Below are 16,256 nucleotides of genomic sequence, written 5' to 3'. Positions count from 1 at the left end.
GCCGCCTGGGGCTCGGATCTGCGCGGCGGGGTCCTGATCTTTTCTACGAGGGCGCTGCCTTGAGAGGGGATTCCCTCGCCCGGCGGGGACAGAGTGGACTCACACGTCTCCGCTCAAGGCGCGGGTCCCTCTCCCGTGCGGGAGAGGGACAGGGGTAGGGATGGGACCTCTCCGGAAGACCCTGGTCCTGCTCCCCAACCGTCTCCCCCCAGGGACAGGGGGCGGGGCGTGGCCTGCAAAATGCGCAGCGGTACACTCATGCCTTGGCGGATCGCACATCGCGGCCGGCCGTGCGGGCGTCGGCTAGTCCTGGGCGCGGCTCCCTCCCCCCTCTGCGGAGGCCACCCTCCCCCGCAGAGCTATCAGCTTCACCCATCCCCGGATATGGCGCGGGTCCCCTCTCCCATGCGGGAGAGGGACAGGGTGAGGGATGCGACTTCTCCGGAAAAACCTGGTCCCTCACCCCAACCCTCTCCCGCACGGGAGAGGGGGCGCGTCGCGGCTTTCGCAAACCGATGTGTGAACATCGTAGCCCGCAGAGGGGGGAGGGAACGCGCTCGGGGCCAGCCTTGGCCCTCATCCAGCAGCGATGCGTGAATATCCCAGCCCGCACGGGCGAGGGGACCCGCGCCTCATCCGGCTGCCTACGAATCCGGTCGCCCGCCGGTGAGCGGGGCAGGGCGGCTCACGGCTCCGGCCAGGCGGCGCTCGATCGGTAGGAGCGCTTCAGGAATTCGATGAAGGCCCGCGTCTTGGCCGGGACGAAGGCCCGGCTCGGATAGACTGCGTAGATCCCCGCCTGGGCCGCCGCCGTGTAAGCGGGCAGCACCACTTCGAGCAGGCCGCTGCGCAGCTCCGCGTGCACGTCCCAGGTCGAGCGCAGCGCGATGCCGAGGCCGCCGATCACCGCCTCGCGCACGACCTCGTTGGAATGGGTCCGCAGGGGCCCGGCGGCGCTCACCGTGCAGGGCCCGTCCGGCCCGACCAGGCGCCACGGATTCTGGTTCTCGGTGGCGAGGCAGACATGGCCGCGCAGGTCGTCCGGACCGGCGGGGCGTCCGGCCGCGTCGAGATAGCTCGGGCGTGCGCATAAAACCCGCCGCACTGGGGCGAGGCGCACGGCGGTCAGCCCGGAACTCTCCAGGGTGCCGACCCGGATCGCGAGATCGTAGCCGCGCTCGACGATCGGCTCGAAATCGTCGCTGAGTTCCAGGTTCAGGACGATGTCGGGATGGAGCGCGAAGAAGGCCCGCAGGTGCGGGACGATGTGCAGCCGCCCGAACGAGCTCGGCGCCGTCACCCGCAGGGTCCCCCGCGCCCGGGAGGCCCGCTGCGAGACCAGGGTCTCGGCCTCCGCGATGGCGTCGACGATCGGGGCGATCCGCTGGAAGAATTCCTGGCCGACATCGGTGGGTGCCACCCGCCGCGTGGTCCGGTGCAGCAGCCGCACCGCGAGCCGCTCCTCCAGCCGCTTCAGTCGCTTCGACACCACCGCCACCGACAGGCCGAGCTCGGACCCGGCCTGGGTCAGGCTGCCGGCCCGGACCACCCGGGCGAAGATCTCCAGGTCGCTGTGATCGTGCATGGCGATGGGACGCGCATTCTCAACGCCGCGGAAAGAATCAAATCCCTTTTGGCGCCTTTTTCGCGGGAGCCAAGGGTTCTATCGCTGGGTCGTCAAAGATTCTTCACGCGCCGCTCAAGTTTTTCTGAAAATGCGCGCGCCAGCCCAGGGGATCGCCATGTCGGGCCTCGTCGTCGCCGAAGACCTCCGCCGCTTCCTGTCCGAGGAGGCGCTGCCCGGGACGGGCGTGAACGCGGACCAGTTCTGGTCGGGCTTCGCCGCGATCCTCCGGGATCTCGCGCCGCGCAACCGGGCCCTGCTCGACCGGCGCGACGGGCTCCAGGCCGATATCGATGCCTGGCACCGCGACCGCCGGGGCGCGCCGCACGATCCGGCGGCCTACGCGGCGTTCCTGGCCGAGATCGGCTACCTGCAACCCGAGCCCGAGGCCGTGCGGGTCACCACCGCGGACGTGGACGCCGAGATCGCCGAGATCGCCGGCCCGCAGCTCGTGGTGCCGATCTCGAACGCGCGCTACGCCCTCAACGCCGCCAATGCCCGCTGGGGCAGCCTCTACGACGCGCTCTATGGCACCGACGCGATCCCGCAGGATGGCGACCTCGCTCCGGGGCAGGGCTTCAACCCGGCCCGCGGCGCCGCCGTGGTCGCCCGGACCAAGGCGTTCCTGGACGCGGCCGTGCCCCTGACCGGGGGGAGTTGGGCCGAGGCCGCGGGCTTTGCCGTGAGCGCGGGCGCGCTCGCCGTCGATCTCGGCGGCGGCCGAAGCGCCGCCCTGCGGGACGGCGCCGCGCTGGCGGGTTTTTGCGGCGCCGCTCAGGCGCCAGAGACCCTTCTGCTGCGCCATCACGGCCTGCATATCGAGATCCGGATCGACCGGACCAGCCCGATCGGCCGCACCGACCCGGCCGGCATCGCCGACGTGGTGCTGGAATCCGCCCTCTCGACCATCATGGACATGGAGGATTCGGTCGCCGCCGTGGACACCGCCGACAAGGTCGCGGTCTATCGGAGCTGGCTCGGCCTGATGCGCGGCGACCTCGTCGCCCGCCTGCCGAAGGGCGGCCGGACCATCGAGCGGCGGCTCGCCGAGGACCGGACCTACACGGCCCCCGACGGCGGCAGCCTGACCCTGCCGGGCCGGTCGCTGATGCTGGTGCGCCATGTCGGGCACCACATGCTCACCGACGCCGTGACGCTGGACGGGGCCGAGATCCCCGAGACGATGCTCGACGCGGCCGTCACCGCGCTGATCGCGCTCCACGACCTGAACGGCGCCCGGCGCAACAGCCGGGCCGGCTCGGTCTACATGGTCAAGCCGAAGCTGCACGGCCCCGAGGAGGTCGCGTTCGCGGTGGCGCTGTTCGGCCGGGTCGAGGCGCTGCTCGGGCTGGCGCCCCGGACCCTGAAGATCGGCGTGATGGACGAGGAGCGGCGCACCAGCGCGAACCTCCGGGCCGCGATCGCCGCCGCCGCCGACCGGCTGTTCTTCATCAACACCGGCTTCCTCGACCGGACCGGCGACGAGATCCACACCGCCCTGGAGGCCGGCCCGGTGGTCCGCAAGGATGCCATGAAGGCCACCGCCTGGATCCGGGCCTACGAGGACGGCAACGTCGATGCCGGGCTGGCCTGCGGGCTGCCGGGCCACGCGCAGATCGGCAAGGGCATGTGGGCCGCCCCCGACCGGATGGCGGCGATGCTCGCCGCCAAGGGCGACCATCCGGCGGCCGGCGCCAACACCGCCTGGGTCCCGTCCCCGACCGCGGCGACGCTCCACGCGCTCCACTACCACCAGACCGACGTGCGTGCCCGCCAGGCGGAGCTCCGCGACCGGGCACCCGCGACCCGGGCCGCCATGCTGACGCTGCCGCTCGCCGCGGAGCCGTTCGCGCCGGAGGCCGTCCGGGAAGAACTCGACAACAACTGCCAGGGCATCCTCGGCTACGTGGTCCGCTGGATCGACCAGGGCGTCGGCTGCTCGAAGGTGCCCGACATCCACGATATCGGCCTGATGGAGGACCGCGCCACCCTGCGCATCTCCAGCCAGCACATCGCCAACTGGCTCCGCCACGGCATCGTCGACCGCGCCCAGGTCGCCGAGGCCCTGCGCCGGATGGCCGGCATCGTCGATCGCCAGAACGCGGCCGATCCGGCTTACCGCCCGATGGGTCCGGCTTTCGACGGGCCGGCCTTCCGGGCCGCGGAGGCCCTGGTCTTCGAGGGCGCGGCCCAGCCGAACGGCTACACCGAGTTCGTCCTGCACCGCTTCCGCCGGGAGGCGAAGCGCCGGGGCCCCTGATCAGCGCCGCCCCCGGCGCCGGGTGAGCCGCGCATCCCCCGGCGTCAGCGCTTCTTGCGCGTCATCACGTAGACGAGGAGGTTGGCGACCGCGCGGTAGAATTCCGCCGGGATCGCCTGGTTGATCTCGACATTGTCGTACATCGCCCGGGCCAGGGTCTTGTCGACCACGATCTCGATCCGGTGCTTCTCGGCGATCTCGCGGATGCGCAGGGCGAGCAGGTCCTTGCCCTTGGCCAGCACCATGGGGGCGTCGTTCTCGGACTGATCGTAGCGCAGCGCGATGGCGTAATGCGTCGGGTTGGCCAGGATCATCGTGGCCCGGGGCACGGACGCCATCATCTGCTTGCGCACGCGATCCAGCGCGATGGAGCGCAGCTTGGCCTTCACCGCCGGGTTGCCCTCGGTCTGCTTGTACTCGTCCTTCAGGTCCTGCTTCAACATCCGCAGGTCGCGCTGCCACTTCACGCGCGTCCAGACCAGATCGCCCGCCACCAGGGCGATCGTCGCGACGCTGACAGCGGAAACCAGCCGGACCGACAGGCTCAGAATGAGTTCGGGCAGGCCGATCGGATCCTCGAACATGATATTCACGATCTCGTGTCGGTCGGCGCGTAGAATCATGAAGACGACGCCGCCGATGGCCAGGAATTTGAGGACGCTTTTCCCAAATTCGATAAACCCCTGCAGGCCGAAAAGTCGATTCCATCCACCGACGGGTGAGATGCGAGACCATTGCGGCCTGATGCGCTCGCCCGCGATGCGCGGCACATTCTGGAACACCGAGGCGGCGAGGGCGGCCGCCATCAGGATCACCAGCATGGGCAGCAGAAGTTGCCACATCACCAGGGCCAGCGCCACGACGAGCTGTTCGGCATCCTGACTGGTAGCCAGCGAGAAGTTTCGCGGCTGCTCGATGAGCAGGGTGAGTTGCCGGACGAAGAGAGGGCCGTGATCCCGCAGGATGAAGACGAGGATGACGAGCGTCGCCAGGATCGAGGCGAAGACCGGCACCTCCCGCGAGAACGGGACATTCCCCTTCTCGAGCGCCTCGCTGATCTTCCTGTCGCTCGCCGCCTCGGTCTTGCTCTCCTTGTCGTCGTCCGACATCGTACCCGATCCGTTCAGCTGAAGAAGGTGTCTTCCGACTCAGCCTGGTTGAGCTCGATCTCGCCGCGGGCAGCCATCTCCAGGGCCTGGTCGGTGATCGCACGGCGCGCTTCGAGGACATCGCGCTGGGAGGCCGGCTCGCCACCTTCGAGTTCGTGCTCCACGAGGCGTCGCGTGCGGGCCGTGATGGCACCCAGCACGACGTTGCGGAGGGTGCCGCTGGTCCCCTTCAGCGCCAGGATGATGCGGTCGGGCGGGATCTGATCGAACAGGCTGGTGCGCGCCCGGGGCGTCATGTTGATGATGTCGTCGAAGGTGAACAGCAGGCTCTTCAGGATCTCCGCCGATTTGGGGCGCGATTGCGCGAGGCTGTCCAGGACCTCCTCCATGCCCTGGCGCTCCATCTTGTTGATGATGTCGGCCATGCGCGCATGGGTGTCCGCACCGGCGTTGCGGGCCTGGTTGATCATGAAGTCCTCGTGCATCGTCTGCTCGATCATCTTCATCGTGCCATCGACGATGGGCTTGAACGTCAGCATCCGGCGCATGACCCCGTTCCGCAGGGGTGCGGGAAGCTGAGCCATGACCTTGGCGGCGCAGGCCGGCTTCACCTTCGACAGGATCAGGGCCGCGGTCTGTGGATGCTCCTTCAGCAGATAGGAGGCCAGGGCGGCCTCCGCCCCGTTCGAGATGCGGTCCCAGACCGAGCGCTCGCCCTGGCCGAGGACGTCGGCCATGATGCTGGCGATCTGCTCGGGCGGCAGGTTGCCCTCCAGCAGCTTCTCCATCTCGCGGGCCGTCCCGATCAGGTTCGCCCCGTCGGTGAAGAAGGCGGTCACCGCTTCGATGATGCTTTCGAGCTGCGATCGCGAGACCGGCCCGAGCTGCGCGACGGCGCGGGTGATCTGCCTCAGTTCCGCATTGTCGAAATACTTGACCAGACGACTCGCCGTCCCCTTGTTCATCGCGATCAGGACGGCCGCGACCTCCTCGGCGGGGTTCAGGACTCGCGTGGTCTTGGTGACGGGGCCTGCGGCCATGACGATGCGTCCTGTCAGCCGTTCGAATCGGCCGACGCGGGCCCGACGATCTCGGTCAGCGACACGCCGAAGCGGGAGTTGTCGTCCTCGACGACGACGACCTCGCCCCGGGCGATGACGCGGCCGTTCACAACGACGTCGACCGGCTCGCCGACGCGGTGGTCGAGGGGGACGATCGCCCCGCGTCCCAGCTTCATCAGGTTCGCTACCGGCATCGTCGCCGATCCGAGGACCACCTGCATCAGGACCGGGATGCGGAGGATCGAATCCAGGTTGCGGCCGCTGCCGGCCTTCTCGTCCTGCTCGCGCCGCTCCTGGGCCTGGGCCTCGATCTTCGCGAACAGGCTCTCCTTGTGGCCGTTGTCGGCGTCCGCATCCGAAAAGTCTGAGGAGGATGACATCATGGGTTCCTTGAGGAAATCAGGACCGGCGCCGTCTCGGCCGCCGCCCAGGCGGGGGCGGCTTCAGGCGGCGACGCCACGGCTCGCGTCCGGCGCGGGCGCGCCGGCCATCGGCATCAGACGCTCGACAGGCTGCCGACCGCGGCCTCGTGGGCGACGCTCGCGGGCTGCACCGTGGAGGTCAGCTTGAGCCGCTCGGCCTTGAGCTCGGCCAGGGCCGCCTTCGCGAACTCAATCTCGCTGCTGAGATCCTCCAGGACGGTCCGCCCCTCCTGGGCGAAGGCCTGGACGGCATTGCTCGCGCCGACCATGGCGCAGGCGCTCCAGTCGATCATGTCCCGGTACTGCGCATGATACCGGTCCAGGCGCTTCAACCGCATGTACATCGGGACCAGACAGCCGGTCGTCGCGACCAGGGCGGCGAAGAGCAGGGCTTCAGCGAGCGAGAACATCATCGATAAACTCCTGATCCTGATCGATGAACCGGTCGACACGCAGCACGATGGTGCCATCCTGCTGCCCGACGTCGCACCAGAACAACTCACGATTGTTGCCCTCGAGCTTGACGCGCGTATTCGGCGTCGCCCGCAGCTCGATCACCTGACCGACCTCCAGGCTGGCGATCTCGCCCAGGGTCAGGGGCTTCTCCTCCAGAATCGCCTTGAGCGTCACGGGAGTCTTCTGAACCTCGCCGGCGATCTGCCGCGTCCAACGGGAATCGCGGGCCGTGCTCTCGCCGACCAGGATCCGGCCCAAGCTCTGGCGCATGGGATTGAGCACGGATTGCGGGAGAACGATGAACATCTCGCCGCCGCGATTGAGCGCCTGCAGGACGAACTTCGCGGCCACCGCCTGGTTGTTCCGACGGCCGATCACCGCGAAGTCCATGCGCAATTCCGTCCGTTCGAGCTTGAACGGCGTGTCCGCCACCAGGGCGAAGGCGGCCTGCAGCGCCTTGCCGATCTGGTCGAAGATGCGCTGGGCGATCCGCATCTCGATGGCCGAGAAGGAGCGCTCCTCGTCGAGGGGCGGCTCGGAGCCATCGGCGCCGAGCAGAACTTCCACCATCGTGAAGACGAAGTCGCGATCGAAGCCGACCAGGATGTGGCTGTCCCATTCCGGCGCCTGGAAGATGCCCGCGATGGCGTTCGCCTCGTAGGGTTCGAGGATGTCCCCGAAGCGCTGGCTCTCGACGTTGCTCAGGGAGAAATAGACGGGCGACGCCGCGAAGTGGCGCAGGTGCTCGGCGCTGAACGTCGCTACCCGGTCCAGGATGACGTGCAGCATCGGCAGCCGGTCGAGCGAGAGGCCCGCGGCGTCCAGCAGCCGATCCCGGATGTCGCTGGTGACTTGTTGCTTGTCCTGATCCGGCATCACGCTGCCTCGCGCATGGCGGCGTCGCCGCGCGAGCCGTTGGTGATCGTCGCGTTCTCGACCTCGTCGATCGTCGGCCGATTGCCGGCGGAAATCGCCTTCCGGCCATGCTCGATGGCGATCTGCGGCAGGGCGCCGTTCATGTAGGCCAGCAGGGTCTGCTTCACGATGATGTAGACGCGTCCCTGCGACTCGCGGGTGATCTTCACCTTGGTCCCGAGGGGGGCGAGGACGCTGTAGGACATGAAGATGCCGCTGAAGGTGCCCACCAGGGCCGCGCCGATCAGGTGCCCCAGGAGCGCCGGCGACTGATCGAGCGCGCCCATCGCCTTCACGATGCCCAGCACCGCCGCCACGATGCCCAGCGCCGGCAGCCCGTCGGCGACGCCGGTCAAGGCAGCGTACGGCTTCAGCTTGTCGCGTCGATGGGTGACCATCTCCTCCTCCATCAGCGCCTCGATCTCGTGGGGTCGGGCGTTGCCGATGAGGATGAGGCGCACGTAGTCGCAGATGAACAGCGTCAGCTCCTTATCGCGGGTCACCTTCGGGAAGGCCTTGAAGATCTCGGATTCGTCCGGATTCTCGAGATGCGGCTCGACCTCGTTGCGGGGCTTCGACCGCAATTCCCGCGTCAGCGCGAACAGCAAGCCGAGCAGCGCGAGGTAATCGTCCTTCTTCGGCGCCCGGCTCAGAACCGCGTCCACGATGGCGGTGCCGGTATCCTTGACCACCTTCAGCGGGTTCGCGACCACGAAGGCGCCCAAAGCCGCGCCTCCGATGATGATGAATTCGAAGGGCTGCCAAATCACGGCGAGGTGGCCGCCCATGGCCGCGAACCCGCCGCCGACGCAGCCGATCGCGATCAGCAAGCCTAAGATAACACCCACGCGCAGCGCCCTGACGTCGTTCCAATCAACACCGTCGGACCTAGACCGGCATGCTTGCGCAAGGCTGGAGCAGTATCCGCGCGCACCGCCAGTCCGTGACAGGGAAAAAGGCAAGGCTCGGACAAGCCTGAGCGACTAGCCTCGCGCCTAACGGACTGACGAAGGATCTGTCGCATGACCTCGACCTTCACCGAATACCAACATATTGCTCGGAATTTATCGAACGTCCTTGCGCGTAAAGCTTCCGAATCGACGATCAAGCGGGATATTCAATACTTTCGTGATAATATCGGCAGCGTCAAGACAATCGACGATTTCATGAAGAACAATCGTCTCTATACGTTCGCCATGAAGGCCTACGGCCTTGATGAAATGACCTACGCGAAAGCCTTCATGAAGAAGGTCCTCACCCGCGAAGCCGACAGCAAAGGGAATGTTCTGGTCGAGCGGCTCCAGGATTCGCGATACCAGGACCTCGCCATCGCATTCAACTTCTCGAACTCCGGCGCGAATTTCAATTCCAATGTCAGCGCATATAGCACCACCATAGATAACTACGTTCGCCAGAATCTTGAAACCGATGCCGGCGCAGACGACGAAGGTGTTCGCTTAGCTTTATATTTTCAACGCAAGGCAGGAACGATCAAGTCCGCCTACTCGATCCTCGCGGACAAGGCGCTGGCCGAGGTCGTTCGGACTGCACTCGGCATACCTGCTGAAGCCGCGAGAGGAAGCATCGACGCACAGGCCAACCTGATCAAGCGCAAGCTCGACATCGCGGGCCTCCAGGATCCGGACAAACTCAATACGTTCCTCAAGCGCTTTACGATCATGTGGGACACGCAAAACAATGCGCCGTCCACACCGGCATTGGCGCTCTTCAGCGGATCCGATGCCGGCCTCAGTCCGGATATTTTGCTGAAGCTCCAATCCATCCGGCTGGGAGGCCGGTGACATGCAATCGTCGCTCTACGTCACCCTGTCCGCCCAGGTCGCCCTCGAACAGCGCCTGAACACGGTGGCGAACAACGTCGCCAACCTCGGGACGGCCGGCTTCCGCGCCGAAGAGGTGAAGTTCGAGACGATCCTGTCCCAGGCGGGCGGGCGCGACACCGCCTTCGTGACGCCGGGCGAGACCTTCCTGTCGCGCAAGGCCGGCCCGCTCAACAAGACGGACAGCCCCCTCGACGTCGGCATCCAGGGCGATGGCTGGCTGGCCGTGCGGGGCCGGTCGGGCCCGGTCTATACACGCGACGGCCGGATGCAGATCACGGCCGCGGGCGACCTTCAGGACCTGAACGGGCGCGCGGTGCTGGATCCCGGCGGATCCCCGATCTCGGTCGATCCCGAGGGGCCGCCGATCACCATCGGCCAGGACGGGATCATCACCCAGGGGATCAATCAGATCGGGGCACTCGGCGTCTTCCGCCTCGACAGCGCGGCCAAGCTCACCCGGGTCGACGGCGACGCGGTCGCGTCGGACCGGCCGGGCGCGCCGATCCTCGACTTCAACCAGCGCGGCGAGACGGCGGTGCGCGTGCAGCAGGGTTTTCAGGAAGGCGCGAACGTCAACCCCGTCATGGAGATGTCGCGGCTGATCCTGATCACCCGCACCTTCGAGGGTGCGGCCGCCGCGGTGTCGGAAACGGAATCGTCGCTGCAGAGCGCGATCCGCGGCCTCGGGCCGGCGAGCTAGCGCGACGAATCAAGGATTGAGAGCCGTTCCCGATTGCAACGTGATCGGGAACGGCTCTAGCGCGTGGAATACCGCGATGGCCCGAGGTCCGCAGGGCTCCGCCCTGCACCCGCAAAAGGTCCAAGACCTTTTGAAACCGTGATTTTTTAAGGGCGAGTGGCACGCGGCGCGACCGTAAAGCTGCGCTCGCCGCCGTTGCAGGGCCCGGGGTCGAGGGCTCCGGAGATCACCATGAACGCCCTCGACCAGCTCGCCCGCGCCCTGGAGGACCGGGACGCACATCCCGTCATCCGGGTCGGCGGCTCGGTCAGCGAGATCGGCTTCGGCCATTGCCGCATCAAGATCACCCTGCCCCTGCTGAAGCTCGGCGACCAGATTAAGGTGGCGGCGGTCAGCTTCGTCAACGAGGGCCAGCCGCTCACACCGGCTCCCGCACTCGGGATCGGCGATGTCCTGATGCGCCAGTCCGGAACCCAGATCAACGCGGCCACGATCCTGATCGTCGGATGTCTGCTGATCTGGTTCGGCCTGCGTCCGGCCGTCAACGCGATCCTCGCCCGCTCGCCGGAGACGGAGACGGAACTGGCCCTCGCAGGACCGGATTCCGACTCGGCTGAGTTCGACATGCTGCAGGCGGAACAGTCCCTCTTGCCCGATGAACCCAACCTCATCGAGGACCTGACGGAACGGATGGCGCATTCGCCCATCCGGAAGCTCGAGCAGCTGGTCGAACTCGACGAGGAGCAGGTCGCCAACATTCTGAAGCAATGGCTCAGCCGTGACGAGGCCGCGTGATGGCTGAGGCCCCTCCGATCTGGACCGTCTTCTCGGGAACGAGCCAGCGCTCCTCCTCCGCCCTGGCCGCGCTGATACCCAAGCGCGTCGATTCGAGCGCGCCACCACCGGCGGCGCCCGCGAGCCCGCCGGATCTGGACGCCATCGCGGCTGCGGCGCGGGCGGAGGGACGCCGCGAAGGCGAGGCTCTGGTCGCACAGGCGGTGCAGGCCGCCATCGCGGCCGAGCGTAACGCCGGCGCCGCCGGCCTCGCCGAGGCGCGGCAGCGCTGGGTGGACGAGGAATCGGCCGTCCTGGCGGCCGGCTTCGTCGAGCAGGTCCGCGCGCTGGAGACGCAGCTGGCGCGGAGCCTGACCCAGGTCCTGCAGCCCTTCCTGGCGGAAGCCCTGCGGCAGGCGGCGCTCACCGACCTGCACGCGACCGTGTCGTCCGTCGTGGCCGACGACCGGTCGGGGACGCTCGCGGTGACCGGTCCGGCGGACCTCGTCGAGGCACTCGCGAAGCGCCTGGACCTGCCGCCCGGCCGGCTGGTCGCTGCCTTCGACGGGGGCCCCGACCTGCGCATCCGGATGAACGGGACGGTGATCGAGACGCAGCTCCAGGCGTGGGGCGAGCGCGTCGCCACCCTGGTCGAGGATCGCTGAGCATGGCCGACGAGCCGCACGAAATCATCATCGTCCGCCGCGCGGAGGAAGAGGGCGACCATCACGGCGGTGCCTGGAAGATCGCCCTGGCCGACTTCATGACCGCCATGATGGCGCTGTTCCTCGTGCTGTGGCTCACCAAGGCCACGAACGAGGAGACGAAGACCAGCATCGCCAACTACTTCAATCCGATCAGCCTGTCCGATGCCCTGCCGTCCAAGAAAGGATTAAGCGATCCGCAGCCCAACGCGGCCGATCCGCGGGCGGGCGACAAGGCGAATCTGCCGGAATCGGGCGCCAATCAGCCCGACAAGGCCGGCGCCCTGCCTCCGGGCTCGGTGGCCCGGGAGCGGGAGCTGTTCCAGGATCCCTACGCGGTGCTGGCGAACCTGGCCACCGAGCCCGACCCGGACAAGCCCCAGAGCGCTACGATCGGCGATGTCGGCGAGGCGGGGCGGCGGGGCGGCGACATCGCGCGCGATCCGTTCGATCCGCTGTACTGGCAGGTGGTTACCGTCTCGCCCGCCAAGACGGACCGGTCCGCGCCCACCGGGATCACGCCGCCGCCAGCCCGGACCCAGCCCGACGCCCGCGGCGCGGGGCGCACCGCCGCGACCGCTCCCGAGAGCGCCGGGGCCAGGGACGCCGCCAAGGACGCCAAGGATACGAAGGACGCGACGAAGGACGCGAAGGCGCCCGTGAGCGGGCCGGAGGCGGGCCAGGCCCAGAGCCAAACCCAGGCCGCGGCGCAGACACCGGCCCGTGCCGGGCCCCAAACCGCGGCGCAGGCCGACCAGGCGGCGCTGAAGGCGGAGATCGCCAGCATCTTTCCGCCCTCGGCCCCGGGCGCATCCTCCGGGCCGCATGTCGAGGTCCAGGGTACGCCGGAGGGACTCCTGATCAACGTGACGGACGACCTGAATTTCAGCATGTTCGCGGTGGGCTCGGCCGAGCCCCGCCCCGAGATGGTGCGGGCCATGGAGCGTATCGCGAAGGCCCTGGCCGGGCGGCCGGGCAAGATCGTCGTCCGCGGCCATACTGACAGCCGCCCGTTCCGCTCCGAAGTCTACGACAACTGGCGGCTCTCGACGGCGCGCGCCCATATCGCGTCCTATATGCTGACGCGGGCCGGCGTCGACGAAGCCCGGATCGCCCGGATCGAGGGCGCGGCCGACCGGATGCCGCGGAGCGGCGTGGATCCGAAGGCGCCCGAGAACCGCCGGATCGAGATCCTCCTGCAGGGCACTCCGGGATGAGGCGGATCACGCAGATCGCCCTCGGCGCTCTTCTCACCCTCTGTCCGTACCCGGTCGCCGCAAACCCGGTGCCGCAGACGGCGACCGAGGCGGCTCCGCAGCCGGCGCAACCTCCCGTGCCCGAGGCGCCCGCGACGGCACCAGCCGCCGACCCGCAGCAGAGCCGCAAGGCCGGTCCCGTCGAGTGGGTGCGCACCCTGCAATTGTTGCAGGATCGGATCGCCACGGGGTCTCTGGCGGCGCATGAGAGCCAGCCCGTGCTGATGGCCCGGATCGAGGGCGATCTCCTCAACGCGGCGTCGGAGGTCTGGACCGATCGGCGCAACGTGCAGGCGGCCATCGTCTTCGCCCTCAGCGGCGGTGGCCCGGCGATCCTGCGGCGCCTGACCAGGAAGGGCAGCCCCGACCTGCCCGACACGAATCTGGCGCGCGGTGCGCTGGCCTATATCGACGGCCAGGAGGCCGAGGCGAGCCGCCTGCTGAAGGATGTCGACACGGCGCCCCTGCCGACGACGCTTGCCGGGTCGATCGGCCTGACGCAGGCCGCCCTGACGGTGACCGAGAATCCGGTCCGCGCGATCGCCCTCCTCGACCGGGTCCGGCTGTCGATGCCGGGAACCCTCGTCGAGGAAGGCGCGCTGCGCCGCGAGATCTTCACCCTCGGGCAGGGCGGCGATCTGAAGAAATTTGAGGTTCTGGCCATCCAATACCTGCGTCGCTTTCAGCACTCGATCTACGCAGGCAATTTCCGGCAGCGCTTCGCGTACCAGCTGACGCAGCTCGATTTCGGCCGGGACGAGACGCGCTTCGCGGCCTTCAGCGGCGCTGAAGCTCGCGCCCCAGATCCGGTCCGAGCCGGATCCGCGGCGCGCCGTCGCCGCGGCGTCCGATGGGGAGGGCGAGCAGCCGGCGGTGATCGCACCCGCCCAGGGCCGTGCCGTGTCGGGCGTCGAACGGGCCGTTCTGGCCGCCGTCGGCGAACGCGCGGAGGATTCTTCCGCTGCGGCGGGGCCGCATGACGGGACCGGGACCGCCGCGAGCCTGCCCGCCGGATCCCTGCCGATGATCGCCACGGCCATCCGAGAGGAGCTCCAACGCGCGACCGCGGCGGCGGCGCAGGGCCAGCTTCCAGCCGATCCGGCGGCCAACGCCGTCCCGGCGGGGCCGCTGCGCACGCTGAAGATCCAGCTCCGGCCGGAGGATCTGGGTGTCGTCACCGTGGAGATGCGGCTCTCCAACGGCCAGCTCGAAACGCATCTGCGCGCCTCGCAGCCGGAGACCGCCGCGCTCCTGCACAAGGACACGGCGCTCCTCACCGACCTCTTGAGCAACAGCGGCTATCGGGCCGAGGTCAGCGTCGGGCAGGCTGCTCGGTCGGCCGATGCCGGCGGATCGGGCGGATCCCAGCAACAGGCTTCCCAGCAGCAGGCCGCGTCCTCCTTCGCCGACGGGGGCGCGCGCCCGGGCAACGAGGGCGCCCGACAGAGGCAGGACGCGCAGCGCCAAGCCGCCACCACCCGACGCGAAGGAGAACGGACGGATGAAGCGGTACGTCCTCGTGACGGCGGCGTTTATCTCTAGCGCGGCCCCGGCCGCCGCGAATGTCTGCGAGGACGAGATGGGGCGCGCGTCCGCGCGCTACGGCGTGCCGCTGGGCGTGCTCTACGCCGTCGGCCTGACGGAGACCGGAAAGCGCGGCTCGCTGCAGCCCTATGCCATGAACATCGCCGGGACCGCCTATTTCGGGACGGGGCCGCGGGACGTGCTCGCCCGCTTCGCGGAGGCGCGCAGCAAGGGCGTGCGCCTGATCGATCTCGGCTGCATGCAGATCAACCACCATTACCACGGCGGCAAGTTCAACTCGGTCGAGGCCATGATCGACCCGCACGCGAACGTCCAATACGCGACGCAATTCCTTCAGGAACTCAAGAAGCGGGAGGGCAGCTGGACCATGGCGGTGGCCCGTTACCATGCCGGGCCGAACAACAATGCCGCGCAGAAGCAGTATATCTGCCGGGTCGTCGCCAACATGGTCGCGACGGGATTCGGCCAATGGACCCCGGCGGCGACGCAGTTCTGCCGGTGATCTTCCATCCTTCGAAGGGAGCCTCGGCCGCGCCGAATCACGTTAGAAGCGGTCGAGCTTTCGGTAAAGCTTGTTGCACGGCCCGATCCAGGACATGAGCGGGAAACGGATTCTTCAGCGCCAACAGCGCAGATTACTGAACACGCTAGGCAGACGCCGCTGATTGGCCGCTCATACGGTGAGCCGGACGGCAGACGCCACCATCCTTCCGGGGCTGGGGGAGCATCATGAACGACGCGCCAGACCCGCCGGACAACCCCTTCGCGAAGACGCTGCTGCTGTTCGCCGTCACCGTCGCCATCATCGCCGTGTCGGCCTACATCCTCATCCGGATGGACTGAAATCCGTCACAAAGTCCGGCAGATCCCGTAGCTCACCTTGATCTCGCTGCGGTCTTCCGGATTGAGCTGCGCCTCGACGAAGTTCAACTTGTTCAGGTCGATCAGAAGAAAATACACGCCGTTCTGGCACTTGATCGCATTGCGCGGCGTCCGTTCGTTCAGGCGCGGCGAAGCCACTTGGCATTCATAATAATCGGAGCGTCCGGCGGAGATGACGGTCAGCAGGCCGCCGCTGGAGACCAGCGAGAAGGTCCGCGCACGTTGCGGCTGCGGTTGCGGTTGCGGCTTCGCGCCGTCTGGGACGGGGACCGGATCGAGCCGCACCGACACGTCCTCCGTACAGGTCATCGGGCGGCGCAACTGAGAGGCCGCCGGCACGATGCTCAGCATGAGAACCGTGCCGGCGAGCGCTACCCTGTGGGCGATCATCGGCAGGAATTCCGTGATTCGTGGGTAGTTCCTACCGACAAGCTAAGGCGTTGTCCGTCGATGTAAATGTCGCACCCGCGGGCGGGGGAACCGATCAACAGTTTTTCCCCCGGTGGCGATGTCACTTCATCTGCCAGTACCGGTCAAGCCGGATCGTTCGACAGCATCGGTGAGGCCTGGACGGATGAATCGGCCTTCGCCGGATCCGCACGAGAGCCGTCCTCGATGTGCTCCGCTCGCTGACGCCGAACCGGTATCCACGTCGGCGGCAAGCGCCCTAAGAGCCTCTCACAAAACGCCCACTGCTCTGTCGT

17 protein-coding genes are annotated in these 16,256 nt (G+C 68.0%); 9 read left to right on the top strand and 8 right to left on the bottom strand.

Annotation, left to right across the window (positions count from 1 at the left end; translation table 11 throughout):
- Positions 1-685: 685 nt before the first annotated feature.
- Positions 686-1,585 carry a LysR family transcriptional regulator gene (locus MKK67_RS00215; protein WP_243960672.1) on the bottom strand — a complete coding sequence of 300 codons (900 nt, stop codon included), beginning with the start codon at positions 1,583-1,585 and terminating at the stop codon, positions 686-688.
- A gap of 157 nt (positions 1,586-1,742) precedes the next feature.
- Here MKK67_RS00215 and MKK67_RS00210 point away from each other — a divergent pair, with 157 nt between their 5' ends.
- The gene (locus tag MKK67_RS00210; protein ID WP_243960676.1) at positions 1,743-3,884 is read left to right on the top strand and encodes a malate synthase G; all 2,142 of its coding nucleotides are present in this window, start codon (positions 1,743-1,745) and stop codon (positions 3,882-3,884) included.
- Positions 3,885-3,928: 44 nt separating this feature from the next.
- Here MKK67_RS00210 and flhB read toward each other — a convergent pair whose 3' ends face one another.
- From flhB to motA, 6 genes are all read right to left on the bottom strand, one after another.
- On the bottom strand, positions 3,929-4,993 hold the full coding sequence (gene flhB / locus MKK67_RS00205; RefSeq protein WP_243960670.1) for a flagellar biosynthesis protein FlhB: 1,065 nt from the start codon (positions 4,991-4,993) through the stop codon (positions 3,929-3,931).
- Between the two features lie 14 nt (positions 4,994-5,007).
- Complete coding sequence (locus MKK67_RS00200) at positions 5,008-6,033, bottom strand: flagellar motor switch protein FliG (RefSeq protein ID WP_243960668.1); 1,026 nt, start codon at positions 6,031-6,033, stop codon at positions 5,008-5,010.
- 14 nt (positions 6,034-6,047) lie between these two features.
- Entirely contained in the window at positions 6,048-6,434 is a 387-nt protein-coding gene (fliN, locus tag MKK67_RS00195) for a flagellar motor switch protein FliN (protein ID WP_243960674.1), read from the bottom strand.
- A gap of 116 nt (positions 6,435-6,550) precedes the next feature.
- Positions 6,551-6,889, bottom strand: coding sequence for a hypothetical protein (locus tag MKK67_RS00190; protein ID WP_243960666.1), 339 nt, complete (start codon positions 6,887-6,889; stop codon positions 6,551-6,553).
- Entirely contained in the window at positions 6,870-7,808 is a 939-nt protein-coding gene (locus tag MKK67_RS00185; protein ID WP_243960664.1) for a flagellar motor switch protein FliM, read from the bottom strand. The genes MKK67_RS00190 and MKK67_RS00185 overlap by 20 nt, the downstream gene beginning before the upstream one ends.
- On the bottom strand, positions 7,808-8,695 hold the full coding sequence (gene motA / locus MKK67_RS00180) for a flagellar motor stator protein MotA (protein ID WP_243960662.1): 888 nt from the start codon (positions 8,693-8,695) through the stop codon (positions 7,808-7,810). The genes MKK67_RS00185 and motA overlap by 1 nt, the downstream gene beginning before the upstream one ends.
- Positions 8,696-8,869: 174 nt before the next feature.
- Between motA and MKK67_RS00175 the strand changes: the two genes are divergently transcribed.
- From MKK67_RS00175 to MKK67_RS00140, 8 genes are all read left to right on the top strand, one after another.
- Positions 8,870-9,649: a DUF1217 domain-containing protein gene (locus MKK67_RS00175; RefSeq protein ID WP_243960660.1), complete on the top strand. Its 780-nt coding sequence runs from the start codon at positions 8,870-8,872 to the stop codon at positions 9,647-9,649.
- 1 nt (position 9,650) lies between these two features.
- The gene (gene flgF / locus MKK67_RS00170; protein WP_243960658.1) at positions 9,651-10,391 is read left to right on the top strand and encodes a flagellar basal-body rod protein FlgF; all 741 of its coding nucleotides are present in this window, start codon (positions 9,651-9,653) and stop codon (positions 10,389-10,391) included.
- Between the two features lie 231 nt (positions 10,392-10,622).
- Positions 10,623-11,186 (top strand): hypothetical protein, encoded by a 564-nt coding sequence (locus tag MKK67_RS00165; RefSeq protein WP_243960656.1) that lies wholly within the window; start codon positions 10,623-10,625, stop codon positions 11,184-11,186.
- Positions 11,186-11,830, top strand: a complete 645-nt coding sequence (locus tag MKK67_RS00160; RefSeq protein ID WP_243960654.1) for a hypothetical protein — start codon at positions 11,186-11,188, stop codon at positions 11,828-11,830. Before MKK67_RS00165 ends, MKK67_RS00160 begins: the two co-directional genes overlap by 1 nt.
- A gap of 2 nt (positions 11,831-11,832) precedes the next feature.
- Positions 11,833-13,086, top strand: coding sequence for a MotB family protein (locus MKK67_RS00155; RefSeq protein WP_243960652.1), 1,254 nt, complete (start codon positions 11,833-11,835; stop codon positions 13,084-13,086).
- 257 nt (positions 13,087-13,343) lie between these two features.
- Complete coding sequence (locus MKK67_RS00150; RefSeq protein WP_243960650.1) at positions 13,344-14,105, top strand: hypothetical protein; 762 nt, start codon at positions 13,344-13,346, stop codon at positions 14,103-14,105.
- 43 nt (positions 14,106-14,148) lie between these two features.
- Positions 14,149-14,667 (top strand): flagellar hook-length control protein FliK, encoded by a 519-nt coding sequence (locus tag MKK67_RS00145; RefSeq protein ID WP_243960648.1) that lies wholly within the window; start codon positions 14,149-14,151, stop codon positions 14,665-14,667.
- Positions 14,627-15,172, top strand: coding sequence for a transglycosylase SLT domain-containing protein (locus MKK67_RS00140; RefSeq protein ID WP_243960646.1), 546 nt, complete (start codon positions 14,627-14,629; stop codon positions 15,170-15,172). Before MKK67_RS00145 ends, MKK67_RS00140 begins: the two co-directional genes overlap by 41 nt.
- Before the next feature lie 347 nt (positions 15,173-15,519).
- Here MKK67_RS00140 and MKK67_RS00135 read toward each other — a convergent pair whose 3' ends face one another.
- A complete protein-coding gene (locus tag MKK67_RS00135) occupies positions 15,520-15,942 on the bottom strand; it encodes a hypothetical protein (protein WP_243960644.1) in 423 nt (140 codons plus the stop codon).
- Positions 15,943-16,256 lie beyond the last annotated feature (314 nt).

Origin of the sequence: Methylobacterium sp. J-072 (genome assembly GCF_022829425.1) — a bacterium.
In the GTDB taxonomy this organism is placed as follows: domain Bacteria; phylum Pseudomonadota; class Alphaproteobacteria; order Rhizobiales; family Beijerinckiaceae; genus Methylobacterium.
This window is presented reverse-complemented; position numbering and strand designations above follow the sequence as displayed.